Here is a 24087-nt window from a genome sequence, read left to right as displayed (position 1 = left end):
GCGACGGATCAGCCTGCGGTTTCGTCTGGTTCGGGCGCAGGTGCCTTTTTCCAGAAAATGAAGAACCAGGTGCCCGCGGTCAAAGCAATCTGGACGCCAAAGCGGAAAAGCGCTGCGCCGGCCAAGCCTCCCAACGCAGCGCCAAGGCTGACGACGGGTATCAACAGGAGGCTGGTGCTGATAAGCAGCGCCATCCGCACGCGTTGACGACCGGTGGCTCGCAAGATGTCCGCCCCTACACCGGAAAGCCCCATCAGGAGCGGATAAAACGCAAGGCACATAACGACTGTCGGTGTTTCTGCGAAATCTTCCCCCAGAACAAGGGGAATGAAACCGGCGATCAGCAACAGGAAAACTGCGACCGGCAAGGCGAGGAATACCGTCACCGGCAACAGCTTGACGCCGAAAGCAAGGCTGCTTGCCTGCCCATCTTGTGCCTGGCGAAAATGGCGGGTGTAGGTTGCATAGAGAAACGCTCTGACGGGCGCTGAGGCTGCGTCGATGATGCGGAACCCGGCTGCGTACTGCCCGCCTGCATCTGCGCTCAAAGTGTGAACGACCACCGGCTTGTCCAGATCCTTCATGCCGCCGATGGCAAAAAACTCGATGCAATAGAGAAGGCTGAGTTTCAGGTCGTCCCGGATCAGGGTGAAGGTCGGCCGGCCGAGATCACGCAGAACAAGCCAGCAAGCCGCAAGAGCAGACAGAATTCCGGCGGCGAAATACCACCACGCCCATTCCTGTAGCGTGAGACTTCCGGGGAGAAGCGTGGCAACGAAAAGGAAAGCGAGTTTCAACGAAGCAGCCAGAACATTGATGACAATCTGTTTTCTGGCCCGGTCGAAGGCCATGTAGGACTGCGCGGACAAGATCACCAGCTTTGTGAGGAGCAGATCCGAAACAGTGACAATCGCGATAGTCGATAGCGGAACGGTATCGCCGATGAGGACGTACAACAAAGCGATTGTCCCGGGCAGGACAAACGGAAAGGTAAGTCCCATCATGATCAGGGAATGCCCGAGGTATCTGTCGAAGGACTGAGGCTCAACCGCGACCCGCTGGAGAAGAAGGTATTCACTGCCCAGACCGACCAGGAAACCGGCCATGATGGAGACACTGACGATGGTGATGAACAGACCGTAGTCTGCTGCTCCCAAAGCGCGCGAAATGAACAGGAAAAAGACGAGCTGAATGACGAGCAAGAGACCAAAATTAATCGTGTAGGAAATTGTATTGGCAACAAGCGGGCGTCGTGAGAGGCCAAGGGCCTTGTCATAAAGCGTGCGAAATTTTCTCGATGCCGAACTGGAATTCATTGACACGAAATTGCCTCGAGGCGTGGGCCGTTGATCGAAAAAAGCTGGATCCGTGGCCGCTGGCCTTGGACCGCAGGAGCGGATTTTGTGTATCTGCCCCCCGGATAAGTCACAACAGAAACTAGGTGCCAAACCTGACTGCGCCGTTAATAGGCAGGCAACGCGAACCTGCACAAACTATTTTAACTTCCCTGCGTCAAGGATCTGGCGTCCTGTTCGAAAAGGCGGAGAAAAAATGCTGGCAAAAACGCAGGTTCTCACATTCCACGGTATTGGTGTACCAGCGGTGCCTGTTTCGCCGGAAGAGAGCCATTACTTCGTCCCGATAGAGACTTACCAGCGCACAATTGAACGCCTTCCTGCACTTGAGCAGAAACACGGAGTGAAGCTGGAAATCACCTTTGATGACGGCAACCTGTCTGATTACGAGGTTGGGTTGCCAGCCCTTGTGGAGGCGGGTCGGCCAGGTCGTTTTTTCGTTCTGGCTGCACGTATCGGGGCAAAGGGCTATCTGACCGCGGAACAGATGCGGGAGATTGTTTCGTCGGGATCGGTCATCGGCAGCCACGGCCACGACCATGTCGACTGGCGCAAGCTGGATGCTGCCGGCTTTCAACGGGAGCTTTATGACGCTCGAAAGAAAATCGAGGATGCGGTAGGGGCTGCTGTCACAGAAGCGGCGATCCCGTTCGGTGCTCTGGACGCGAACGTTTTGCATCGTCTCAAGGAAGCCGGGTATCGACGGGTCTTCACAAGCACACCAGGACTTGCCTATCAGACGGCATGGTTCTGTCCGCGCTTTTCGCCTGCAAATGGCTTTGACCCGGATCGTGACATCCCGCCGATGTTTTCGGCCAAGAAGCGCCTGAAAAGCTCCCTCTATGCCTTCGCACGGCGCGCGAAATTCCGCATTTGAAGGCATGTCCGAGGCGTAGGCGCCAGCTGGTTCAATCCGGTTTTCTATAGAGCTCTGCAAGGGGCAGGTTGAATACAGCGCGCAGCTTGCCTGTATTGAGCGCAAGTTTTTGCCGCATCCGGAAAGAACGTCCCCTGTCGAGAAGCCGGAATGCGAGCGCTAAAACACCGGCAACGGCACATTTTGCCAGTGCTCCAAATGCGAAAAAAACGTGCCAGAAAGGGTCTGGATGCCGGGCGAGGCGCATCTGGCCATAGGATTGGCCTGACCGTGTCGCGCGGCTGAGAATGAACTTCGTCGACAATCGGTCTTGTGGAACATGTTCGTGCGCGATCGCATCGTCCGTGGCAAAGATACGTGCCCCGCGTTCGGCTGCTTGAGCAAAGAAGATGGTGTCTTCGCCGCCTGTCCGGCCGTAGGCTTCATCAAATCTCAGTTCCAGCGCACGAACAAAACCAACCCGCACCAGCGTGTTGCCGCCCCGGCCGGTGTAAAGCCGTTTTCCCCGGTGCCCCCAGTCGGTGTAAAGCGGGTTCGCACGCCGCATCCACTCGGGCGTATTGTCCGGATAGCGTGGTTTTACCGGGCCGATCACGACGTCTGCGTTGAAGTCTTTCTGGCAGGCGAAGAGTTTTTCCAGCCAATCTCTCTCCACCCATTCGTCGTCATCGACAAATATCAGCCAGTCGCCATCAGCTGCATCGAGCAATGCGTTGCGGGCTGAAGAGATATTACCGCTCGCCACGGCAAGACAGGTCACGTCCAGCGACTTGATGGGATGACCGGCAACGAGTTTGGTCGCCGCACCGGATTTGGAATCATCGGCCACCAGCACGTTGAGCTCCATCCCGACCGGTTTGGTCACCGCCGCCAGGGAACGTAACGTATCGAGCAAGGTTTCACGGCCAATGCTCGCTATGGCGACGGAAACTTTTTCCATTCAGACTGGGCTCCGAAGCAGAGTTGGAAGCAATCAACAGGATGTGAGACGATCTTTTAATGCACCAGAAGTTCCTGCAGCATTATTAAACAATGGCTTAGAAAAAAGGCGCAAGATGCCCCGGAATTTGGAAGGACCGCCTTTCACCCGCCATGAAGCTGGAGCTCGCACGTGATATGAACCGGCAAGGTTTTGATACCTCCTCTGCTACACCTGTTGCCGGAACGTCTGCTGTGGCCTTGCCGATCTCGTTCGATGGGCTTGCTGGTTATTTTCATCAAGCTGCGGGAGGAACAGCAATCCTGCTGTTGAGTCCCTGGGGGTATGAAGAGCTGTGTTCCCGGAAAAGCTACAGGATGCTCGGCGAAAAATTCGCTGCATCCGGGTACCCATGTCTGCGGTTCGACTATCCGGCAACCGCGAATTCACACGGTGACAGCGCGGATATTCAGGACAAGTCGGCATGGCAGGCTTCCGTTCGAACAGCCCTTTCCGAACTCAAGAGATTGGCAAACCCGGATCGGGTTGTCGTGGTCGGACAGGGGATAGGTGCAAGTCTCGCAAGCAACCTGGCAGCAGACGGAGAGATTGCAGGACAAGTTCTAATGGCGCCAGTTGCCCAGGGACGAGCTTATCTGCGGGAACTCGCAGCCTGGACTGCGTTGACGCAGCCGACGTTCCTGGTCAGTGCGTCGGATGGTCCCGAAGGCGGGTTGATGGCAGGCGGTTTCGTGCTCTCGGCCGCAACAGCCGACGAAATCAAATCGCTCAATCTCTACAAGACGGAATTGCCCTCCGGATTGAAAACATTGCTTGTTCAAAGGGCCGACCATCCGGGCGATCAGAAACTTGCAGATCACTACGCCGAAAACGGTTTGGAGTTCGAGAGCCTGTCGTTTGAGGGGTACGTCGACTATGTGTCCGACCCGACCCTGTCCGTCCCCCCGGTTCAAACGCTGGATCGGATCGTAGCCTGGGTGAAGGCCAATTTCCCGGCAGGGCAATTGGAGACTGCAGCTCTTGCCGAAATCTCTGCCGTGTCGGAGCCGTTGCCAGATGTCGAGGAGGAGGCGCTGCGTTTCGGGCCCGACAAAATGTTCTTCGGCGTGCTCGCGAGCCCCCGTGGCAAATGTGCGGAAACGGCGGTGATCATGCTCAATTCCGGATATGACCATTCCATTGGCTGGGCACGCATGTCAGTCGGCTTTGCCAGGTCTCTTGCGGAAAGCGGCTGCGCGGTTCTGCGCACGGATCTGGCTGGTATCGGTGAGAGCTGTTATTGGCCGGATCAGCCGTCCCAGGTTCTTTATTCTGACAGGCAACTGGAGGATGTCAGAGCCGCCGTCGGGTTCGTCAAGGAACGCACCGGGGCGAAAAACATTATCCTGTTCGGCCGTTGCAGCGGTGCCTATCTCGCCCTTCTGGCGGCTGCAGACGATGACCGCGTCAATGCGGCCTTTCTGGTGAACTCACGCAAACTGGTCTGGGATCCGGACGAAAACGTGGACAAGGCTATCCGTGAGCCGATACAGACGCTGTCCAGCTATGGACGCAAGGCGGTCGATGCAGAGACCCTGAAACGGGTTCTGTCAGGGGAAATCAATCTGGTTTCCGCTCTGAAAAAGGTAACCCGGCCGGTGAAGTTGAAGGTGGACCGAACCCTGGCACCTGTTCTAGGCAATCTGTCACGCCATTACCGGCTCTTCAAGGTCCTGACCGGTCGCCTTCAGAAACTCGAGCAGCGTGATGTCCCAGTGTCTCTCGTCTATAGCGACAACGACCGGGGGCTTCTTGAGTTACACAACTGGTTCGGCGTCGACCGGCATGGATTGAAAGCCTATCCGAACATCGAGATGCACGGCCTGCAGGATGCGGATCACAACCTGACACCTATCGCCGCCCGTCAACAGATGTTCGCCCTGTTGACCGAATTTGTTGCGAAAGTCTCCGCTTCAAGATCTTGTAAGTGATGCCTCAGCTGATCCGTTCACGCGTATTTACGGCGTGATGGCGGGGGAGTGCCGGTCATCGTTCGCACGAGACCGGAAGGCCGACCTTCTGCGATCGTAAGCAGGTCACGCGACAGGATCGGCATCGAGATCTGATCTTCTTCACGCTCGGCAACCGTGACCAGGAATTGCGTCGAAAGGCCTGCGAGCGGATCATCTTCGACAAGTTGCGGCAGGGCAACGCCATCGATGATTACAAGATCGTAGTCACGCGCGATGTCTGCGAAATCGAAAGCTTCGCGGATATTCATCCGGTGGTGCTTGTACTTCGGCAATCCGGAGACCAGCGACAGAAAGGAAATATCCAGCTCGTCATAGTCGACAACCCGTTCGCGAAGCGTTCCGCCAATGTCTTCCATATCGTCGATGCTCAGGTCGTGGCTGAGCATTCGCTGTTTCGGTTCACCATCGGCGAGGAGCACGTGCAATCCGCGCTGGGCCGCCCCGAGGGCGAGGGCAAGGGCAGCAATGGTCTGACCATGGCCAAGGGCGGGAGAGGTCAGAAAGACGATCCGCGTGCCGTTTTGGGCAGGCGCGCTCTGGATCGATGCAATGATCTGGTCAACGCCTTGTCCGAAAGACCATCCAGGTCCGGCGTCGTCCGAATAAAACTGCTCGATCGCATCTTGTACGGCAGAGATGGCGTCGGAGCTGAGCGGACGGACACTGCCGTTTTCGTCGGTTTCCGTCAGCCAGGGCAGCTGGCTGATAACTTTCAGCCCGGGTTCTGATTGGGGTACCTGCCTGGAGGGAGTGCGTTTGCTTCTCGTCCGCGCTCCCGGCAGCCCCACTGATGAGCGTGAAACGTGGGAGGTGTCGACAACCGTGGTTACGGGAGCAAGCGACTGTGCAGGGCCGGCGATGGCCATTGCAGGTTCGGGGTTCTGCAGGAACTCCGGCAACAGGTGTTTTTTGGCAATGCGAATGGCTTCGCCGCCAACGGCGATGATGGTGCCGAACAGCAGACCCAGGATTCCGGCCAGCACCACCATGATCTTCCGTTTCGGGTAGACCGGGCTTTCCGGCGGAATGGCAGGCGAAATGATGCGGGCATTGGGGAGAACAACCTGGTCGAGCTGCGAAATTTCCTTGGCCCGGCTCAGCGCTATCTCATAAAGCTGCCGAGTTGCCTGCGCTTCCGTTTCCAATTCACGCAACCTGATGGAAGCCGCCTGGTCGACGTCGGAAAGGTTTCGCGTGGAATCGAGCTGCTGCTCGAGCCTGGAAACCCGTTCCTGATTGACCTGGACATCGATGCGTGTGGATTCCGCAATCCGCCTGATTTCGTCCCGGATGAGATTGCGCAACCGTTCCAGCTGGGATCTTGCCTGCACGACAGACGGATGTGAGGGCAGAAGATCGGCCATCAGCTGAGCTTCCGTGCGTGCAGCCGTGGCATATTGCTGGCGAAGTGAGGAGATCGTGGGGGAATTGACCACATCTCCAATGGATTCCGCGTCGACACCGCTTTGCAGAACCCGCTGGATTTCATCGTATTTGGCGGTTGCTTCCGCCAGTGCCGCTCGGGCATCGATGAGCCTGGAATTCAGTCCGGTCAGTTCCTGTCCCGTCAGCAGCGACCCCTCGTCGGAGTTCTGCAGTTTGTTGGCCGCGCGGAATTTCTGGATTTCTTCTTCGGCTTGCCTCAGGCGTTCCCGCAAATCCACCAGCCGATCATCGATCTGGGCGGCGGCTTCGTCCGAGGCCAGGTCAACTTGCCGTTTCTGGTCGGACAGATAGCTTTCGGCGATCGAATTCGCCAGAACGGCTGCCTGGACCGGTGAAGGAGATTCCGCGGCAATATTGATGACGAAGGTCTGACCAACGCGCTTGACGCTGGTTGCATCTGCAAGAGCTTCGACCGCGGCGGTCTCCTGCGCTTCAAGCGTCGCCGCGTCCTTCTTGGTTGCCCCGAAGATCAGGCTCTTGAACTGGCTCATCAGCCCCGGCTTGCCTTCGCCGAAATGAGGATCTTCAGCCAGGTTGTTTTCCCGGGCGACGGGGCGCAGCACTGTGTCGGAATGGATGACCGACATCTGACTGTCGATCACTTCCGAGCCTTGTCCCGTGCGGCTTGGGCGGTTCGGGTCATCGAAAGGCTGGCGGACAGTCGGGTCGAACAGGACTTGCGAGGACGCTCTGAAGATCGGTGTGATGGTCAGGGAGTAGGCGGCAGTCAACGCTGCAAAAACAAATGCAATTGCCGCGATCAGGAAGATGCGGCGGCGCAAGACCTGAAAAATGGACAGGATGTCCAGAGCAATGGCGTCGCGGCCTTGAAGGGCCGCCTTATCGTAAGCCGGGTTTTCTACCTGTCTGGGGTCCACAAAAAGTCACCTTATGTCCTCGCGGGCATGCGTCTTATTGCTTGTAAGCACTTATGGTTAGTGAACTGCTAATTTGCGGCAAGACTACGGTGCTCCGACACCACGAAGCCCGCTGTCGTTTGCCTGCGGCCAGAGAGGGGGGGCACTAGTTCTGCGAACGATTGTCCCAGGTGCGAACCACTGCATGCGGCAGTAGCGCGGCAAGCAAGAAAATCAGCCAGTTCAGGGAAAAGGAACGAAACCAGGCGCTCTCCAGCATGTTGTGACAGGTGACGAAGAGGATCAACGAATAGCAGAGAAAGGCAATCCGGTAGTCCAGCGAAACGACCCGGGCTGCGGAAAACAGAGCGGTCAGGATAACCAGGAACAATAGCGAAATTCCGACAATGCCGAGTTCGAGCATGACATCGAGATAACCGTTATGAGCCTGGATCAGCAAAATGACGAAACCCGGCGCCTCACGGAAGGCAATTGAATCGGACCCCGTGGCCCAGAAAGACGCATAGCCCTGGCCAAGTACCGGGGCTCTGGAAATCACATCCACGACAAACGCCCAGATGAACGTCCGGCCGGTGTAGGTCTCGTCATTGAACAGGAATAGAGACAGGTCCGAGAACCCGAACCGTGTAAGGAGCGAGAGGAAGGACAGAAGAACGGCGCCGGTAACCGCTCCGAAAATCAGCAGCAATGCCGCATTGATACGGAAGAGGAACGCCATGCCGACTGCAATATAGGCGATGACCGGCATGAGGACGGCAAGCCCGAGGGATGTTTTCGACTGACTGAGAACAAGCAGGCCAAAAGCCAGTGCCGAAATGATCAGCATGCCGAAACGTTTCAGAAAACCGCGCGAAACCAGAAACCCGTAGATATTGAACATCATGGCCAAAGCCATGACCGCGCCCAGATTGTTTTTCTGGGTGTAGATGCCTGCGTGACCGATAGGTGTCGGCGGTAGCAGGACGACTGCAACCGCATTCATCAGAACAACGGTATTCATCAGCAGCATCAGTCGGCTTAGCAGTGAGCGGGCGTCGTCCGTAAAAGAAACCGAAATCACAAGGCTCATCACAATGATGATCTGCAAGACCACGCGGCGAAACGCAATTCCGGGTGCAGGAGACCAGAGCACGCTCGTGACAGCGAGCAGCAGATAAAGCATCAGGATCCAGATAAGCGGACTTTTCAGAACCGTAAACGCGTTGAGCAAGCGTCGCCCCGCCGATACCAGCAGAACCATGAACAGGCAGATCCAGAACAACTGGTTCAATGCGTTGGACTTTGACGCGCTGATGTTGGCCGCGGTGTCTTCACCTCCGGACGACACCAGAAAGAATGGGCTGATCAACATCGGATAGGCGAGCAGCAGCACCGGAATCCAGTTGAAGATCCTGTCCAGCAACGTTTGCCCGTGCATGGCGGCCTGTGGCCCGGACTGTTCAACGGGGTGAACTGTCAAATCCCAGTCTCCAGATCAATTGCAGCTGCAGAAGCTTTCTGCCGGCCCGCACCGCTAGGTCAGTCACTAGGCATGATTCGCAGCTGTCAGCTCAATCTATCAGTCACGATTTCGCACAGTCGACTGCAAATTCCGCATCAACTGTCGTGCCTGGATGGCGCGGTTCATAGCGCGTCTGCGTTGAGCCCCAAGGTATCGACCATAGCCGGCTCGACGGTTCTTTTGACGTTGTCGGTCATCAGACCGAAGCCTTCGTAGTAGTCCCACAAGGCCCAGCCAAAGCCGCGTTCCTCCACCACTGTGCGGACGTCCCTGATCCAGGCAAGCCTGCTTCCATCGTCCGGAAGTCCTTTCGGGGGACGGATAGCACTGAATTCGCCAAGCACGATCTGGTCCGGGGAAATGTCATGTTTTTCCGCCCACTGCGAGATCGTGTCAAAGCGGCTTTCAATGAAATTCCGGTCGGGCCTTTCACGTTTATAGTAGTCCCTGACACCGTCCATCGCCTTGTCGAAGGCATAGTCGGGAACGTCGACATCGGCTGCCTTGAGGGCGGCGATATGCTGACGTGTCCTCTCTTCGGCAGTCTCCACGTCACCCGCCGTCCAGGGATAGCTGAGGCCCGCGATATAGCGGAGAGGGTCCAATACCCAGGGGAGGGATTGATGGGTGAAATAGAAGGGCTCGTAGAAATGGAAGTCGACGATGATCTTGTCGTCATAGCCGTCGAGACTCATGTACTCGAGGCCTTCCATGGACCGCCAGCAGCCCGGTGTAAGGACAATCGGCAGGTCTGGCGCAACACTGCGCGCCCTGTCATACAGCTGCTTTTGAGAGACAGACCAGTCTTGGCTGTCTTCTTCGAAACAGACGCCCTGCGGCTCGTTCATAAGTTCCAGCGCGACCTTGTCCGTCGGCAGATCGCGGATCCGCTTGGCGACTTCTTCCACAAGATCGGAGTAGGCCTGAAAGCGCGGGCCATCGGGTGCATCGCTCAAAATGTCGACAGGTGCCCATTCCGTGAGATACGCAGCCGGATGCAGATCGACCATCACGGTAAAGCCGCTGTCCAGTAAGCGAACCGTTATGGATTTCGTATCATCCAGCAATATGCGGCGTTCGCTGTCCGTCGCGGCCAGAAAGACGCCGGCGTCGATCGGAAAGCGAATGAAGTCGAACCCGAGCGCGCGCAGGCGTTCAAGTTCAGCGTCGGAGACCTTGGACAATTCGCCCCGGAACGGTGGCCAGAGATATTTTCCCGGCCGCTGGGGATCCCGATAGGCAAAATTTTGCAGTCTGGAAACATTGATACCCCGTTTGAATTTGGGGATCGAAATCGTCTCCTCCTTCGCTGCCTGAGTTCCTGCAGCGATAGCGTTCTGACGTTCGTCCAGATACAGAAAACCACCAACGAAAACGAGGAAAGCCAGACCAAAAGCAAGCGCGGTCAGCCAGGACCATAGGCGCTTCGACTTTTTTGCGGTCACGTGCGGCTCCGTTGTTGATCTGGGGTCAAGACAGCTTCCAGGTCCTGACGGTAACTTTCAAGGATCATTGCAGGGTTAAACCGGTCGTGCAAGATTTGCTCGCTTGCCACAATCTGGCTGCGATAGTGAGCTGATTTTTCCGCCAATTCCTTGAAAGCGGCCGCAATTCCAGCGACATCACCGGGTTTCACGCCGATACCGACATCGATGTCATCAAGATAACCGTCGATACCCGTATCCTTGCCGTAGATAATCGGCAAACCGGCAAACAGCGCTTCCAGGTAGACCATCCCGAAGGTCTCGTTGTAGCTGACCAATGCCATCGCAAGATAGTGCGGCAGAACCTCGAACAGGTCCTTGCTGTTCATCGGTCCAAGAATCCGTACGCTGTCGCCGAGCCCCAGTTCGGCAATTTCCTTTTTCGCCGCTTCCATGGCCTCCGCACTGCCTGGGCCGATCAGGTCCAGTCCGATGTCCGGGTGTGTTTTTTGGAAACCAGCAAATCCCTGCAGCAGGTCGGACATGCCTTTTCGGCGGCGCATGTCCAGATCGAACACGCTGACGAACCGGGGGATCGGATCCTTTACCGGCACTTTGCTGGTGGAGTTCCCAACAATGTTTGGAAGCAGTCTTTCCTTCTCAGGCTGCGCTGGAACATACCTGTGGTAGGTGTCCCGGAACCAGGCGGAGATATGATATATCTTGTCTGCACGTGCCGCGATCCGGCGCATCAGGCTCCGGTACGTCGGCTTGAACAGCAGGATCTTGCGTTCCGATTCACCGCGAACGGAAATGAACAGCCGGGTATCCGGTCCAAACCGTTCCGCCAGCCACAATCCCGCGATGCCTTCAAACGAGAGTTTATGAGCGTGAACGAGGGCAGGCGTCTCGTGCTCGGTCCTCAGCGTCTTAAACACATGTCTTGCGATACGTCGCATCGCCGAGGCGAGACCTATACCCATCGGCAGGCCGAAATAGCGGTAGGAGAATAGCCGCACGCCTTTTATCTCACCGCAATCCTTGAAGCTGGCCTGCCAGGGCAAGCTGGTCCGGTCCATCGTCACGACGATGTGTCTGCCAAAGTCCACGCCGGTGACGAGACGCTCGATTGCGGTGGTTCTGCGATGGAATTGCTGCGGGTTCGGGTAGTCGGCGCTCAGATGCAGGATGAGGGGTGCTGCTGCACCCGGTTCACCGAATTCTGCTCTTGTGTCCATTGTTTCCCTCGGCAGCGAATATTTGCGGCAGAACGGTTGCGCCGCGCTCATCGGTCTTTGATTGCAACAAGGCCGCAGGTCGTTCCATCAGCCTGTTTGATCGTCATTTTCGGGGCAAACTTCTCTCATTACGTTTCAATAAAGAGTGAATGCCGCACCTTGCGTCACCAACGGCCTCATTCTGAAGCGCCACGGGACACCGAAAATGTACAATCGACAAAAATAACTAACTTTAAACGACAGTTCGTCACATTGCCGGCAGGCAGCCCCCAAGGTTGAGTGGCGTCCCCATGTTGGCCGGGAACACGTTTCACGAACAACCTGCTGGAGGGAGCTGCGCAGGAGGACGATGAATGCCGAACCAGATCGACGAAGACAGGGACGCCAGGGCGCTCGGCGCGCAAAGCTTCGGCCTGAAGAACAGGCTGTTCCGTATCCTCTGGGGTATTGTCTGGTTCCTTCTGGCCTCCTGGACGCAGCCGTTGCATGGTTGGCGCCGTTGGCTCTTGCGACAGTTCGGAGCGACAGTGGGGGAGGGTGTCTATGTGGCTCCATCCGCCAGGATATGGCATCCGGGCAACCTGATCCTGGAGGATTTCGCCGCGATCGCAGACGGCGCGGATATCTACAACATGGGCCCTGTCACGATCGGCCGGTACGGTGTCGTCTCCAAACGTGCGCACATCTGCGCGGGAACGCATGACATCAACGACGACAAGTTCCTGCTGATCGCAAAACCTATCGTTCTGGAGGCCTATAGCTGGGTTGCCGCTGAAGCCTTTGTTGGTCCCGGGGTTCGTGTCGGTGAGGGAGCTGTTCTGGGAGCGCGTGCGGTAACGGTGAAAGACCTGGCTCCATGGACTGTTTATGCAGGTAATCCTGCCAAGGCGCTCAAGGAGCGGGCGCGGTTTGAGCGTAGTGACGTGCCGAAGCGGGGATGGCGTGAGCCGTTGGAAACCGCCGACTGATTTTCCCTCCGATTCAGTCTGCCCTTCAGGCCCATTAAATATCGGTAACTACGAACTTTCTAACGGCTATGTTTACAACTGCTTAGAGACCGATCGGATATTGCTCTAATGCGTTCGCCGCCGTCGTAACCGGGACGAACGTAAAGGGGAGACTGGGAACGGAATGCTGGCAAGAGATTTCGAGAGTGAACTGCTGGGGTGCCGGATCGAAGCAACCGCTATCGGTCCGTTTGCCATCGGGCGTCTTCGCTCCCGGGATGCCATCCAGCTTGTCGAGGCCGCCGTTCAAAAGCGGCAGAACCTCGATATTGCCATCTGCAACGCCCATACGCTCCTGTCAGCGATGGATGATCCCCGCTACGCTGCAACACTCCAGAAAATGACGCTTCTGAACGACGGCATCGGTATGAGCCTTGCCAGCAAGCTGCTCAGGGAAGAGCCGTTTCCGGAAAATCTGAACGGGACTGACCTCATTCCCCGGATCCTGGCGAACATCGGCATTCCGCTGCGGATCTATCTGCTCGGCGCCAAGGAAGAACAGGTTCGCCTTGCCAAGGAGCATATCGAGACTGCCTATCCGAAGCACCAGGTGGTTGGCTACCGGAACGGCTATTTCGCAAGCGATGAACTGGACAGTTTGTGCCAGGGGATCAACGAGGCAAAGCCGGACCTTTTGCTTGTTGCCATGGGGAACCCCAGGCAGGAGACTTTCATCGTTGAGAACCGGTCGGCGCTGGCTGTTCCGGTCGCGATCGGGGTCGGGGCGCTGTTTGACTTCATGTCCGGGGCCGTTGTCCGCGCACCGAAGATTATTCAGGCCGCCGGCCTTGAGTGGCTGTTCCGACTGTTGCAGGAACCTCGCCGCCTGTTCCGCCGCTATGTCATCGGCATACCGCGTTTTCTGTTTGCCCTGATGAAAATCAGATTTTCCAGGTCCGGCGTTTCGCGCTAGTTCCCACGTGGGAGGATCTGCCGTAACCGGTCAACGAGCGCTGAATTTGTTGGAGCAGATTCGGCTTCCGGTAGATCTGGCCGGGCGATCATGATGACGGGAAGTTTCAAGGTCCGCGCAGCCTCGATCTTGGCGTAGGAACGACTGCCACCACTGTTTTTCGTCACCACATGAGTGATGTTCTTTTCCAGAAACAGCGAAACTTCCTCGTCGGCAGATGCCGGGGGACGGGAGAGGATCAGCTCCCAGGCGGAAGGTAATCGTGTTTTGGGCGGCTCGATCGTCCGGACAAGACCGAAAATATCGTTTCGATGAGTGAAGCGCTCGATCTCCTTGCGGCCAATGGCCAGGAAGGCGCGCGCGCCGTCAGGCAGGGTCTCGGCCGCATCGTCCATGGACAGGACATTTGTCCAGGCGTCGCCTTCACCGGGGTGCCAGCATGGCCGTTCCAGGCGCACAAGCGGTACCTTGAGCATCTTGGCGGCTTCGGCCGCATTACGGCTCATCTGGGCAGCGAAGGGATGGGTCGCATCGACAATGACGGTGATCCCTTCGTTCCGCATGAAGGCAAGCAGACCTTTGGTGCCACCAAAACCGCCGACGCGTGTCGGGACGCCAAGATCAGGCAGATCGCGAACCGCTCCGGCGAAAGAGGCAGTCAAGCGCCATTCCGGAAATGTCTCCGCCAGGGTTTTGCCAAGCTGCCGGGCTTCACTTGTCCCGGCAAGGAGCAGGACATGATTGGCCTCAGCGGTCAAAGCCGGTTTCCCCCAGCACCTTGCCTTGCCGATCGGTGATCAGCACTTCCACATCCACCGGGGCATTGCGCAGGATCTGGCGGACAGCCGTCTTCGTTCGGCGGGCAAGCGGGCCACTCAGATCGATGCCGGCCGCCAGGGAGGCGTCCAGCACCTCCTTGGCCGTATTGGCCGAAGCTGCCTTTTCGATAAGGTTTGTGGGAGCGTTTTCCTGCCGCAGAAGATCCTGCAGGAAGGAAAAATCGACGGAACTGCGAGCCGAATGCAGGTCGAGCGCTCCCTGGGCCAGCTTGGTGAATTTCGCAAAGCCGCCGGCAAGCGTCAGCCGGTCGACCGGATGACTGCGCAGGTATTTGAGCAAACCACCGGCGAAGTCGCCCATATCGAGATAAGCGGTTTCATCGAGCTCGTAACGGGCCTTCACCGCATCTTCGGAACTGGCGCCGGTTGCGCCGACCACATGGCCAAGCCCGACCGCGCGGGCAACATCGACCCCCCGGTGAATGGACGCGATCCAGGCCGCACAGGAGAACGGACGAACAATGCCGGTCGTGCCCAGGACGGACAGTCCACCCAGGATGCCGAGCCGGGGGTTCATCGTCTTGAGAGCGAGCTCTGCACCACCTTCGATCGAGACCGTTATCTCGACATCGCCGGCCCCGCCATTCAGTTGGGAAACCTCATCGATTGCCGTCCGCATCATCTGGCGCGGCACCGGATTGATGGCAGGTTCGCCCGGCGGGATCGGCAGGCCAGGCCTTGTGACGGTGCCGACACCTTCTCCGGCCCTGAAGATTACTCCAGAACCAGGAGGCAACAGGTTGACGGTCGCAGTGACCAAGGCGCCATGGGTCACGTCGGGGTCGTCCCCCGCATCCTTGATGATGGCGGCGGACGCCGATTTTCCTGAAAGCGTATGCCGGGTCAGCGCAAAGGAGGCCGTGCCCCCCTTGGGCAGGGTGATTTCGACCGGATCCGGGAAATCGCCGGTCAAAAGGGCCTGATACGCCGCCTTGGTGGCTGCTGTCGCACAGGCTCCCGTCGTCCAGCCCCGCCGCAGCTCTTTTGGCTCTTCCTTCGACATGCTCTTTCTATAGACGATGAAATTCCGCTTTGTGCATATTAGTTTATGTGCGCGATGAAATGTCGTTTTCGCATCGTTTTTGATCGCCGAAGCGCTTGGCGTTACCGGGCCACGCGGGTAAACAGGAACCATGACTGGAGAAGACGACAACAATAGACCGCATGAAGGCTTGCCGGGAGACCTGCCAGGCGGGTTACCCGTGTTCGAACCCGGCTGGGTTTGGCTTGCCGGTGCAGGTCCGGGCGACCCCGGCCTTCTGACACTGCATGCGCTCAATGGTCTGCGCCAGGCCGATGTTGTCGTGTTTGATGCCCTTGTCGATCAGAGCATTCTTGCCTGGGTCAAACCGGGAGCCGTGACTGACTACGCGGGCAAGCGCGGCGGCAAACCGAGCCCGAAACAGCGCGACATAACCTTGAAGCTGATCGATTACGCCCGCGAAGGCAAAAGGGTGCTTCGCCTGAAGGGCGGCGATCCTTTCGTCTTCGGCCGCGGCGGCGAGGAAGCGCTCGGCCTTGTCGAGGCCGGTGTGCCGTTCCGTATCATTCCCGGCATCACCGCCGGTATCGGCGGTCTGGCCTATGCGGGGATTCCCGCAACCCACCGGGACTGCAATCAGGCAGTCACCTTCCTGACAGGCCATGACCAGACGGGCCTCACCCCGGACGCGATCAACTGGGATGGTATCGCCAAGGGGTCGCCCGTCATTGTCATGTATATGGCGATGAAGCACCTGGACGTCATAGCCGGCAAACTGATTGCCGGTGGACGATCTGTGGATGAACCTGTGGGTATCGTGTGCAATGCGTCTCTTGCGGGCCAGGACGTTCTGGAAACCACGCTGGGCCGCTGCGCTGAAGAAGCGAAGGCTGCCGGGATAGAACCACCGGCAGTTGTTTGTGTCGGTGAGGTTGTCCGTCTGCGCAAGGGGCTCGACTGGCTCGGCGCCCTGTCGGGCAAGGTGCTGGACAGTGACCCGCTAGGCCTGCGCATATCCTCCCGTTCTGCCGATGCCGGCTGACACTGCCAAGGCAGGCGCCAAGGGTGTTCTGATTGCGGCGCCATCGTCGGGTGCTGGCAAGACCACACTGACGCTTGCGTTGCTGCGCGCACTGAAATCCGCCGGGCGTTCGGTCGTTTCGGCCAAGTCCGGCCCGGATTACATCGATCCGAAATTCCACGAAGCTGCCAGCGGGATGCCCTGCATCAACCTGGACGCCTGGGCTATGGACCCGGCGACACTGCAGATGCTTGCCCACCGTCAGGCCGACAGTCATGACGTTCTCGTGGTCGAAGGCGCCATGGGGCTATTCGACGGAGCTGCCAGCGGCAAGGGCTCGGCTGCCGATCTGGCGGCAACGCTGCATCTACCCGTGATTCTCGTCGTCGATTGCGGCAAACAGGCCCAGTCGGTCGCAGCGCTTGTTCATGGGTTTCAAAGCTTCCGGCCGGATATCAATCTCGCAAGCGTTATTCTCAACAAGGTTGGCAGCCCGCGCCACGAAGCCATGTTGCGCGCAGCGCTGGCACCGCTCGCCGTGGATGTTCTGGGTGTCTTGCCGCGGGCTCAGGAACTAGGCCTTCCCGAACGCCACCTGGGGCTTGTCCAGGCGGGGGAGCATCCGGATCTGGAAACCTTCCTGGAAAAGGCAAGCGACCTGTGTGCCCGGAATGTAGACCTGAACCGCCTGGAAACATTGGCGTCACCACTGAGCCCTGCCGGTGATAACAGGGAACACCTGCCCGCGCCGCTTGGCCAGTGCATTGCTATTGCACGAGACGTTGCCTTTGCCTTTTCCTATCCGCATCTGCTGGAGTTCTGGGATAGGCAGGGCGCGAGGCTCGAGTTCTTCTCGCCACTCGCGGATGAAGCGCCGTCACCTGATGCCGATGCAATTTTTCTTCCCGGCGGTTATCCGGAGCTACATGCCGGAAAGCTGGCTGCGGCAGACAGGTTCAAGGCTGGGGTCTTGAAGGCCGCAGCCACCGGAAAGCTGATCTATGGCGAGTGTGGTGGCTACATGACACTTGGCAAGGGCATGATCGATGCCGATGGCACACGCCACGAAATGCTGGGGCTTTTGCCGCTGGAGACCTCGTTTCAGACCCGCAAGCGTCACCTCGGCTATCGAAAAGTCATGCCACTCCGTGGCCTACCCTGGCAAATGCCGCTATCCGCGCATGAGTTCCACTATGCCTCCATAATGTCGGAAGGCGGGGCGGAGCGGCTGTTTTCAGCGGAAGATGCCGAAGGCAACGAACTGGCACAGATGGGGCTGCGCGCCGGATCGGTCATGGGCTCCTTTGCCCATGTCATTGCTCTCGCCTAAACCACCTCAAGCACGACAAGCTCGCAATAGACGTCTTCCTTGGTGTGATAGGGACAGTGGCTGATCACCAGCGTCCTTGTCTTGCCGTCCTGTTCCAGCTGTTCGACCTTGGCCTTGAAGCCGTCGGCCTCCCAGGCGCTATCGCGTACTGTCAGGACGATAGGAGCACCCGGTTTGGCGATGCGCAGCAGTTCGTCGATCCCTTCCGGACCCACATGGCCATTCGTGAAAACGCCAGCGCTGACGATGCCGTCATAAATGTTGTCGTCAATGCCTGAGAGCGTGGCCATCATGTCGGCCTGGGACAGATTGCGGTAAATCCCACGGCTGCGCGAATGCTCCAGCATCGCCGGTGTCAGGTCTATGCCGTCAATGGTCAGGGTTGAATTGCGAATGACAAGCTCGCTTCCGACGAGACCGGTCCCACAGCCTGCGTCCAGGACCAACGCCGTTTTGGGCAGGCGTTTGACCAGTGCTTCCGCTGCAATCCTGGGACCGACATACCCTATGGTCTGAAGCAGGTCGGCATCGTAGGTCTCCGCCCAGTCCGCGTAGAACTTGCGAATGGCATCGGGATCACCGCTGAGAGAAATCGCCTGTTTCAGAAGTGGGTTTTCATCTGTCATGGGATTGCTCCTGGCCGGTCTTAATCCTGTTGAGATTAGGCGAGGGCGGGAACGGTATGCAAATGAGCGCTCTCGGACAGGCAAATATTCGCTCGATGAACCTGCGAAGCGTTTCGCGACCTCCCGCATGTCGATGATGACAGACAGAGGAAGGCCGCGAAGTGGTTTGGTTCCGCCGGTTCCTCAGGCTTTCGCCTTCTTCTTCGGGCGCAGCACATGCACGTGGTCGGCGTCGTAAAGGGCGCTGTCGCGGAAGTCGGCTGCAGGCTTCAAGGCATGGCCGACGAAGATCAGCGCGGTGCGGGTGATCTTGGAGGCACGCACTTCTGCGGCAATGGTCGACAATGTGCCGTGAATGAAGGCCTCATCCGGCCAACCGACACGATAGGCGACGATCACCGGGCAATCGGCACCGTAATGCGGCGTCAACTGGCGCTCGACTTCCCGCAGGTTCCTGATCGACAGGTGAATTGCCAGCGTCGCCCCGCTCTTGCCGAGCGTGTCCAGGTCCTCGTTATTCGGCATCGCCGAGGATTTCATTGCCGTGCGGGTGACAATGATGGTCTGGGCAACTTCCGGGATGGTCAGCTCGGTCTTGAGTGCAGCGGCAGCGGCCGCGAAGGCCGGCACGCCCGGTGTTACATCGTAATCGATGCCGAGTGCGTCCAGACGGCGCATCTGCTCCGCCGTTGCACCGTAAATGGAAGGGTCGCCGGAATGAACCCGGGCAACGTTCTGGCCCTTTTCATGGGCAGCCTTGATCTCGTCGATGATCTCGTCAAGCGTCATCGGGGCCGTGTCTATGACGCGTGCACCTTCCGGTGCAGCGGCAACGATCTGTTCAGGCACCAGCGAGCCCGCGAAAAGGCAGACCGGGCAGGATTGGATGAGCTTCAGGCCACGAACGGTGATGAGATCGGGATCGCCAGGTCCGGCGCCAATGAAATGAACGGTCATGATTTGTCATCCGTTTCGAGAATGTCGGAAATGTCGGTCGTCACGTCTTCCATCAGGGACGAAGGCGCGGCTTCAGTGGCAACTGGCGCTGCTTCCAACGGCTTTGGTGCGTCGATCCGCTTGGCATAACCGCGCGGCGTATAGACGAAAGGTTTCCCGTCACCGCGCATGACGGTGCGGGTGTTGGTCGAACCGACCAGCACGGTGGTCAGCATGTCGACATCGTCGACGCTGAGCGCATGCAGACTGGTGACGCGGATGGTTTCCTCCGGCCGGCCAAGATTGACGCCGAGAATGACCGGTGTCGCTGCCGAGCGGTGCTCCAGCAGGATTTCCTTTGCGGCTGCAAGCTGCGTGCGGCGGCGTTTGGACACCGGGTTGTAGAAGGCAATCACGAAGTCGCCCTCGGCTGCTGCCCTCAGACGCCTTTCGATCACCTCCCAAGGGGTGAGGAGATCGGACAGCGAGATCGCGCAGAAATCATGGCCAAGCGGTGCGCCGATACGAGCCGAGCAGGCCTGAAGGGCGGAAATGCCCGGCGCGTTTGTGACGCTGACGCGCTTGGCGGCATCAGACACACCGCCATACTCCTCATTCCTGTGCAACAGTTCATAGACCAGCGAACCCATGGCGTAGATGCCGGCATCACCGGAGGAAATCAGCGCGACATTCTTGCCCTTGCCAGCTTCTTCCAGCGCAAAGCGGACGCGGTCCTCTTCCGCGCCAAGCGGGAAGTTGTGGTGGGTCTTGCCGGTAATGTGCTGGTCGACAATGTCGAGATAAAGCGAGTAGCCGACAACGTCGGTTGCTTCCGCCAGAAGCTTGGTGGCCTCCGGTGTGCGCCAGTCGTCCTTGCCCGGACCGATACCGATAACGGAAAGATGCCCGCGAGCCCGGCCGACCGTGTCGATGTCAATCCACTTCGGTGACCTTGCAATGGCGCAAGTTGCGTTGTCGGTTTTCTGCTTTTCGACCTTCAGCGTTCCAAAGGCGCCGGACGCGGCCAGTGCAGCCCCTTCAGACACTCCGTAACAGCCGACTTCCTTGAAGACGACGGGCGACGGGTTTTTCAGGCGCGGGGTCTCGCGCTGCAGGTCTTCTGCGGAAAAGACCCGAAGCGGCACATCCAGATGCGCGGCGAGAGCATTGACAGCGGCCTCATCTGCCTTGAGGTCGATGGTCGCGATGCAGGCAACAGCGCCCTTGGCAATGTTGGCTCCCGCCAGTTCGGTCTCGACCAGTTCGATCAGTTCGGCCGCATCGCACCCGCGCGCGCAGCCGACGCCAACAGCATAGCGCTGCGGGTGGTAGACCAGACGCGTCGGGCCTGCTTCTTCCGGATGTTCGGTTGCCGAAAGCGTGATGGCGGCGTCGTCTGCCTGCTGCAGCTTGGCCTCTTTGAGCCAATCGGCGCGGCCTTCCAGGCGGACGGGAGCGCCGGAGAGCAGCTCGGCCATCACCGGTTTTGCATCTTCCGGATTGGCGAGACGCCAGCCGCGGGGCGGGGCGTCGAGCGCAACACCAAGCTTGGTGTCCCCTGCCGTCGTGATCGCCGCGTGCCCACCGAGAGCGCTGGCCAGAAGCTTGGCCAGTTCGTTGGCGCCGCGATGACCACCGAGCAGCGGCACGACACTCTTGCCGTCTTCCGACACGGCGATCACCGGCGGTTCGCTTGTCTTGTCGGACAGGACCGGTGCAAGGGCCCGGATCAGAATGCCGCTGGCGCAGAAGCCGACGATCGGATGACCGGCCTGAAACAACAGGCGGATATGGTCGATCGTTTCGTTGAACTGGGTGTCCGCCGTCGGCACACGGCCGGCAAGCCCGTGGATGCGGGCGGTTGAAAACCGTCTGGCGATCACTTCGGCAGCGGCAAGGCCGGCCTGGTTCAGGACGAGTAGGATGGGGGAAGCGTCCACGCTTCTTCTCCCTTGTAGATGAGGATCATGGAAAAATAGGGGGCGGTGTCGGTCTCAAGGTCGATGAGCCGATGAACCTTCTGCTCCGGCAGGCTGGCACGTTCCACGTAGCCGGCCTTTTCCAGCAGCCCCATGTCGGAAAGCAAGGTCTTCAGCCGTGTCAGGTGACGGCCGACCTTCATGATGGCAACCGCCTGGGCTTCTTCGATCTTGCGGCGGATGTCCGCGTCCGGAAGCGGGCCTGGAATGACGGTTAGTACATCGTTTCGTGCCGTCAGCGGTCGTCTCAACTGGGCGGCGCAGGCTGTCAGCGAGGTGACCCCGGGCACGATTTCTATCGTGAAACGGTCGGACAGGCGCTCAAACAGATACATGAACGAACCGAAGAAGAACGGATCTCCTTCACACAAGGTCACGACATCCTCACCGTTAGCCAAAACGGCGGCTATCTCTTCGGCAGCCTTGTCGTAGATCTCCTGTGCCGGGAACCTGTCGACCCGCATCGGTACGACAATCGGGATTTCCCGCACGCCGACGGGGATCACATCGGAGGCGATTGACCGGGCGAAGCTTTCGCCGGAATCGGGAGCGGGGTAGGCAATTACCCGTGCGCTTGCGATCAGCCTGTGCGCCTTCAGGGTCATCAGCTCCGGATCGCCCGGGCCAAGACCTATGCCATAGAGTGTGCCCGTCATGATTTCGTCAGGCTCCACTGCGTCACGGGCATCAAGGGACGCCATCCGGTCAAGCCGCCGACGGCGCTTGCCCGGTGAACGGAAACTTTCTTCAAAGTGCCTCCATGAGACTGATAGGCGGAGAGAAGTATGGCCTCGCTCTCCAGGGTCACTGCATTGGCGACAAGCCGCCCCCCTGGGCCTAGCGCTGCAAGACAGGCCTCGATCACACCGGAGGCTGTCAGGCCGCCGCCAATGAAGATCGCGTCCGGCTGCGGCAGATCGTGGAGGCCTTCCGGAGCGGTCGCGTCCAACAGTTCCAGATGTGGGACGCCAAGCGCGACAGCGTTTTCAGCCGCCATTTGCCGCCGTTCCACATGCGGTTCCAGGCCGATGGCCCGGGTTCGGTCGGCTGCCCGCAACCATTCGATGGCAATCGAACCGCAGCCTGCACCGACATCCCACAAGAGCGCTCCTGGGTGAGGCTTCAACTCCGCCAGGGTGATGGCGCGGATGTCCTGCTTGGTCATCTTGCCGTCGTGGCGAAAGGCATCATCGGCAAGGCCGGGTATCCGCGCACGGAACCGCACACCGGGGTCGGCAATCACTTCCAGAGCAAGTGTGTGAAAGTCGGCAACCTCGGCCGACCAGTCTTCCGCGGTACCTGCAACGCACCGTTCCCTGGTGCCGCCGAGATGCTCCAGAACCGTCATCCGGCTGCGCCCATAGCCTTCGTCGGCCAGGAGGTCAGCCACCTGGCGGGGAGTTTCCGCATTGCTGGTTAGACACAGGATCTGGGCGCCCGGGTAAAGCGATGCCCGCAACAGATCGACTGGTCGACCATGAACCGACAGGCAGTCGGTTTCCTGCAAGGCCCACCCCATTCGTGCGGCAGCCAGCTGGAAGGCGGACGGCGAGGGCAGCACCATCAGCTCGTGCGCAGGGAAATGTTTCAGCAAGGACGAGCCGATGCCGAACCACATGGGATCGCCTGTCGCCAATACCGCGACGCGCTTCTGCCTGAGCGCTGCCAGATCTTCGAAGACGGTTGCAAAGGGGCTGGGCCATGTCCGCTTCTCGGCAGTGATTCCGCCCGTCAGCTCCAGGTGTCGGGTGCCGCCATAAACGATATCTGCACCTGCCAGGGCTTCTGCGCCACCCGGAGCCAGAACACCGTCCTCGCCCAGGCCAACGAGCGTCAACCACGGGCGCTTGTCTGTGGAGGAAGTCATTTGTCCTCCAGACGATAAGGTTTGATCACCGGTTTTACCGACAGGTCCTGTGGCGCGCCGCTACTGCTTGGCGATACCTGCCGGGCACCCCGTGACCGTTGATGGACCGGCTGGTCATCACTGCCGTCCGCAGGCGTCTTGACCGAACCACCCGGCTGGGACAGGAAACCGCGTGACCGCAAAGGCTTTTTGCTGCGAACGGATTTCAATCCGGTTGGTTTTTCGTCGTCTTTCGGCGGACCTCCGGCCATCTTACGTTTCCTCCGGCAGGCCGGCGGCAAGAGCGTTGACTGCGGCGGCAGCCATGGCCGATCCACCCCTGCGGCCGCGAACAGCCAGGAAGGGTACCTTGAACGGATTGGAGATCAGAGCTTCCTTGGATTCTGCGGCGCCCACAAACCCGACCGGAAACCCCAGAACCAGCGCCGGTTTCGGTCCGCCGGCGGCAATCATTTCAAGCAGATGGAAGAGGGCCGTCGGTGCATTGCCAACCGCAACGATGGCTCCCTCCAGCCTGTCGCGCCAGAGCTCGACCGCAGCAGCCGAGCGGGTCGTGCCGAGCTCTTTGGCAAGGGTCGGAACCGCGGGATCGTTCAAGGTGCAAACCACGTCGCAGTCCGCCGGAAGTCGTGAGCGAATGACGCCATGCACCACCATCTCCACATCGCAAAAGACGGGTGCAGCCCGCGCGAAGGCATCCTGCGCGGCAGACAGGATATCCTCCGACCAGGCAAGATCCTGCGGAAGGTCTGTCATGCCGCAGGCGTGGATCAGACGCACCGCGACCGGTTTCAGCCCGTCGGGTAGATGAGACAATTCTGCTTCCGACCGCACGATTGAAAAGGACTGGCGGTAAATCGCCGCCGGGTCCTTTTCATAGTCGTAGGACGGCATGGTTTCGGTGCTCACGGCAGCC

The 24087-nt window shown here is 58.9% G+C and carries 21 protein-coding genes; 6 read left to right on the top strand and 15 right to left on the bottom strand.

Translation table 11 applies throughout. The annotated features are described in order from the left end of the window. Positions 1–8: 8 nt before the first annotated feature. Complete coding sequence (locus HCG46_RS09025) at positions 9–1316, bottom strand: oligosaccharide flippase family protein (RefSeq protein WP_168685855.1); 1308 nt, start codon at positions 1314–1316, stop codon at positions 9–11. 235 nt (positions 1317–1551) lie between these two features. On the opposite strand from HCG46_RS09025, the gene HCG46_RS09020 reads away from it, so the two are divergent. Beyond that, positions 1552–2232: a polysaccharide deacetylase family protein gene (locus tag HCG46_RS09020; RefSeq protein WP_077290543.1), complete on the top strand. Its 681-nt coding sequence runs from the start codon at positions 1552–1554 to the stop codon at positions 2230–2232. A 31-nt stretch (positions 2233–2263) separates the two neighbouring features. On the opposite strand, the gene HCG46_RS09015 is transcribed toward HCG46_RS09020, so the two are convergent. Further along, positions 2264–3172: a glycosyltransferase family 2 protein gene (locus HCG46_RS09015; RefSeq protein ID WP_168685853.1), complete on the bottom strand. Its 909-nt coding sequence runs from the start codon at positions 3170–3172 to the stop codon at positions 2264–2266. A gap of 356 nt (positions 3173–3528) precedes the next feature. On the opposite strand from HCG46_RS09015, the gene HCG46_RS09010 reads away from it, so the two are divergent. Continuing rightward, positions 3529–5142 (top strand): alpha/beta hydrolase, encoded by a 1614-nt coding sequence (locus tag HCG46_RS09010; RefSeq protein ID WP_168685851.1) that lies wholly within the window; start codon positions 3529–3531, stop codon positions 5140–5142. 17 nt (positions 5143–5159) lie between these two features. On the opposite strand, the gene HCG46_RS09005 is transcribed toward HCG46_RS09010, so the two are convergent. The 4 genes from HCG46_RS09005 to HCG46_RS08990 form a co-directional block, all read right to left on the bottom strand. After that, positions 5160–7508, bottom strand: coding sequence for a GumC family protein (locus HCG46_RS09005; protein ID WP_168685849.1), 2349 nt, complete (start codon positions 7506–7508; stop codon positions 5160–5162). Between the two features lie 145 nt (positions 7509–7653). Then, positions 7654–8967, bottom strand: a complete 1314-nt coding sequence (locus tag HCG46_RS09000) for an O-antigen ligase family protein (RefSeq protein ID WP_152507268.1) — start codon at positions 8965–8967, stop codon at positions 7654–7656. Positions 8968–9131: 164 nt separating this feature from the next. After that, on the bottom strand, positions 9132–10454 hold the full coding sequence (locus HCG46_RS08995) for a cellulase family glycosylhydrolase (RefSeq protein ID WP_168685846.1): 1323 nt from the start codon (positions 10452–10454) through the stop codon (positions 9132–9134). After that, complete coding sequence (locus tag HCG46_RS08990; protein ID WP_168685844.1) at positions 10451–11671, bottom strand: glycosyltransferase; 1221 nt, start codon at positions 11669–11671, stop codon at positions 10451–10453. The genes HCG46_RS08995 and HCG46_RS08990 overlap by 4 nt, the downstream gene beginning before the upstream one ends. Before the next feature lie 353 nt (positions 11672–12024). Here HCG46_RS08990 and HCG46_RS08985 point away from each other — a divergent pair, with 353 nt between their 5' ends. Then, positions 12025–12639 carry an acetyltransferase gene (locus tag HCG46_RS08985; protein ID WP_055658374.1) on the top strand — a complete coding sequence of 205 codons (615 nt, stop codon included), beginning with the start codon at positions 12025–12027 and terminating at the stop codon, positions 12637–12639. Between the two features lie 163 nt (positions 12640–12802). Then, entirely contained in the window at positions 12803–13591 is a 789-nt protein-coding gene (locus HCG46_RS08980; RefSeq protein WP_075281322.1) for a WecB/TagA/CpsF family glycosyltransferase, read from the top strand. On the opposite strand, the gene HCG46_RS08975 is transcribed toward HCG46_RS08980, so the two are convergent. Together HCG46_RS08975 and HCG46_RS08970 are read right to left on the bottom strand one after the other, a co-directional pair. Beyond that, positions 13588–14349 carry a cobalt-precorrin-6A reductase gene (locus HCG46_RS08975; RefSeq protein ID WP_168685842.1) on the bottom strand — a complete coding sequence of 254 codons (762 nt, stop codon included), beginning with the start codon at positions 14347–14349 and terminating at the stop codon, positions 13588–13590. The two genes, HCG46_RS08980 and HCG46_RS08975, sit on opposite strands and share 4 nt — an antisense overlap. Continuing rightward, the gene (locus HCG46_RS08970; protein ID WP_168685840.1) at positions 14339–15433 is read right to left on the bottom strand and encodes a cobalt-precorrin-5B (C(1))-methyltransferase; all 1095 of its coding nucleotides are present in this window, start codon (positions 15431–15433) and stop codon (positions 14339–14341) included. The genes HCG46_RS08975 and HCG46_RS08970 overlap by 11 nt, the downstream gene beginning before the upstream one ends. A 130-nt stretch (positions 15434–15563) precedes the next feature. Here HCG46_RS08970 and cobA point away from each other — a divergent pair, with 130 nt between their 5' ends. Beyond that, the gene (gene cobA, locus HCG46_RS08965) at positions 15564–16454 is read left to right on the top strand and encodes a uroporphyrinogen-III C-methyltransferase (RefSeq protein ID WP_208984463.1); all 891 of its coding nucleotides are present in this window, start codon (positions 15564–15566) and stop codon (positions 16452–16454) included. Beyond that, positions 16444–17763, top strand: a complete 1320-nt coding sequence (locus HCG46_RS08960; protein WP_168685838.1) for a cobyrinate a,c-diamide synthase — start codon at positions 16444–16446, stop codon at positions 17761–17763. Before cobA ends, HCG46_RS08960 begins: the two co-directional genes overlap by 11 nt. On the opposite strand, the gene HCG46_RS08955 is transcribed toward HCG46_RS08960, so the two are convergent. From HCG46_RS08955 to HCG46_RS08925, 7 genes are all read right to left on the bottom strand, one after another. Beyond that, the gene (locus HCG46_RS08955; RefSeq protein ID WP_168685835.1) at positions 17760–18389 is read right to left on the bottom strand and encodes a methyltransferase domain-containing protein; all 630 of its coding nucleotides are present in this window, start codon (positions 18387–18389) and stop codon (positions 17760–17762) included. The genes HCG46_RS08960 and HCG46_RS08955 overlap by 4 nt on opposite strands. A 183-nt stretch (positions 18390–18572) precedes the next feature. Continuing rightward, complete coding sequence (gene cobM / locus HCG46_RS08950) at positions 18573–19346, bottom strand: precorrin-4 C(11)-methyltransferase (protein ID WP_023001619.1); 774 nt, start codon at positions 19344–19346, stop codon at positions 18573–18575. Next, positions 19343–21265 carry a precorrin-3B C(17)-methyltransferase gene (cobJ, locus tag HCG46_RS08945; protein ID WP_168685833.1) on the bottom strand — a complete coding sequence of 641 codons (1923 nt, stop codon included), beginning with the start codon at positions 21263–21265 and terminating at the stop codon, positions 19343–19345. The genes cobM and cobJ overlap by 4 nt, the downstream gene beginning before the upstream one ends. After that, positions 21235–21960 carry a precorrin-2 C(20)-methyltransferase gene (cobI, locus tag HCG46_RS08940; protein ID WP_197923118.1) on the bottom strand — a complete coding sequence of 242 codons (726 nt, stop codon included), beginning with the start codon at positions 21958–21960 and terminating at the stop codon, positions 21235–21237. Before cobI ends, cobJ begins: the two co-directional genes overlap by 31 nt. Then, a complete protein-coding gene (cbiE, locus tag HCG46_RS08935) occupies positions 21957–23171 on the bottom strand; it encodes a precorrin-6y C5,15-methyltransferase (decarboxylating) subunit CbiE (RefSeq protein WP_168685831.1) in 1215 nt (404 codons plus the stop codon). The genes cobI and cbiE overlap by 4 nt, the downstream gene beginning before the upstream one ends. Next, positions 23168–23422, bottom strand: a complete 255-nt coding sequence (locus HCG46_RS08930) for a hypothetical protein (RefSeq protein WP_168685829.1) — start codon at positions 23420–23422, stop codon at positions 23168–23170. Before HCG46_RS08930 ends, cbiE begins: the two co-directional genes overlap by 4 nt. Position 23423: 1 nt before the next feature. After that, the gene (locus tag HCG46_RS08925; protein ID WP_075281446.1) at positions 23424–24065 is read right to left on the bottom strand and encodes a precorrin-8X methylmutase; all 642 of its coding nucleotides are present in this window, start codon (positions 24063–24065) and stop codon (positions 23424–23426) included. Positions 24066–24087 lie beyond the last annotated feature (22 nt).

This window comes from Labrenzia sp. PO1 (assembly GCF_012273635.1).
Lineage (GTDB): Bacteria > Pseudomonadota > Alphaproteobacteria > Rhizobiales > Stappiaceae > Roseibium > Roseibium algicola.
Note: the sequence above shows the minus strand (reverse complement) of the source record. Positions and strands in the feature narration are given on the sequence as shown.

Coding starts and splice junctions, on each gene's coding strand:
- HCG46_RS09025 (WP_168685855.1), bottom strand. CDS start 1,316: ATGAATTCCAGTTCGGCATCGAGAAAATTTCGCACGCTTTATGACAAG.
- HCG46_RS09020 (WP_077290543.1), top strand. CDS start 1,552: ATGCTGGCAAAAACGCAGGTTCTCACATTCCACGGTATTGGTGTACCA.
- HCG46_RS09015 (WP_168685853.1), bottom strand. CDS start 3,172: ATGGAAAAAGTTTCCGTCGCCATAGCGAGCATTGGCCGTGAAACCTTG.
- HCG46_RS09010 (WP_168685851.1), top strand. CDS start 3,529: ATGCTCGGCGAAAAATTCGCTGCATCCGGGTACCCATGTCTGCGGTTC.
- HCG46_RS08990 (WP_168685844.1), bottom strand. CDS start 11,671: ATGGACACAAGAGCAGAATTCGGTGAACCGGGTGCAGCAGCACCCCTC.
- HCG46_RS08985 (WP_055658374.1), top strand. CDS start 12,025: ATGCCGAACCAGATCGACGAAGACAGGGACGCCAGGGCGCTCGGCGCG.
- HCG46_RS08980 (WP_075281322.1), top strand. CDS start 12,803: ATGCTGGCAAGAGATTTCGAGAGTGAACTGCTGGGGTGCCGGATCGAA.
- HCG46_RS08970 (WP_168685840.1), bottom strand. CDS start 15,433: ATGTCGAAGGAAGAGCCAAAAGAGCTGCGGCGGGGCTGGACGACGGGA.
- cobA (WP_208984463.1), top strand. CDS start 15,564: ATGACTGGAGAAGACGACAACAATAGACCGCATGAAGGCTTGCCGGGA.
- HCG46_RS08960 (WP_168685838.1), top strand. CDS start 16,444: ATGCCGGCTGACACTGCCAAGGCAGGCGCCAAGGGTGTTCTGATTGCG.
- HCG46_RS08955 (WP_168685835.1), bottom strand. CDS start 18,389: ATGACAGATGAAAACCCACTTCTGAAACAGGCGATTTCTCTCAGCGGT.
- cobM (WP_023001619.1), bottom strand. CDS start 19,346: ATGACCGTTCATTTCATTGGCGCCGGACCTGGCGATCCCGATCTCATC.
- cobI (WP_197923118.1), bottom strand. CDS start 21,960: ATGACGGGCACACTCTATGGCATAGGTCTTGGCCCGGGCGATCCGGAG.
- cbiE (WP_168685831.1), bottom strand. CDS start 23,171: ATGACTTCCTCCACAGACAAGCGCCCGTGGTTGACGCTCGTTGGCCTG.
- HCG46_RS08930 (WP_168685829.1), bottom strand. CDS start 23,422: ATGGCCGGAGGTCCGCCGAAAGACGACGAAAAACCAACCGGATTGAAA.
- HCG46_RS08925 (WP_075281446.1), bottom strand. CDS start 24,065: ATGCCGTCCTACGACTATGAAAAGGACCCGGCGGCGATTTACCGCCAG.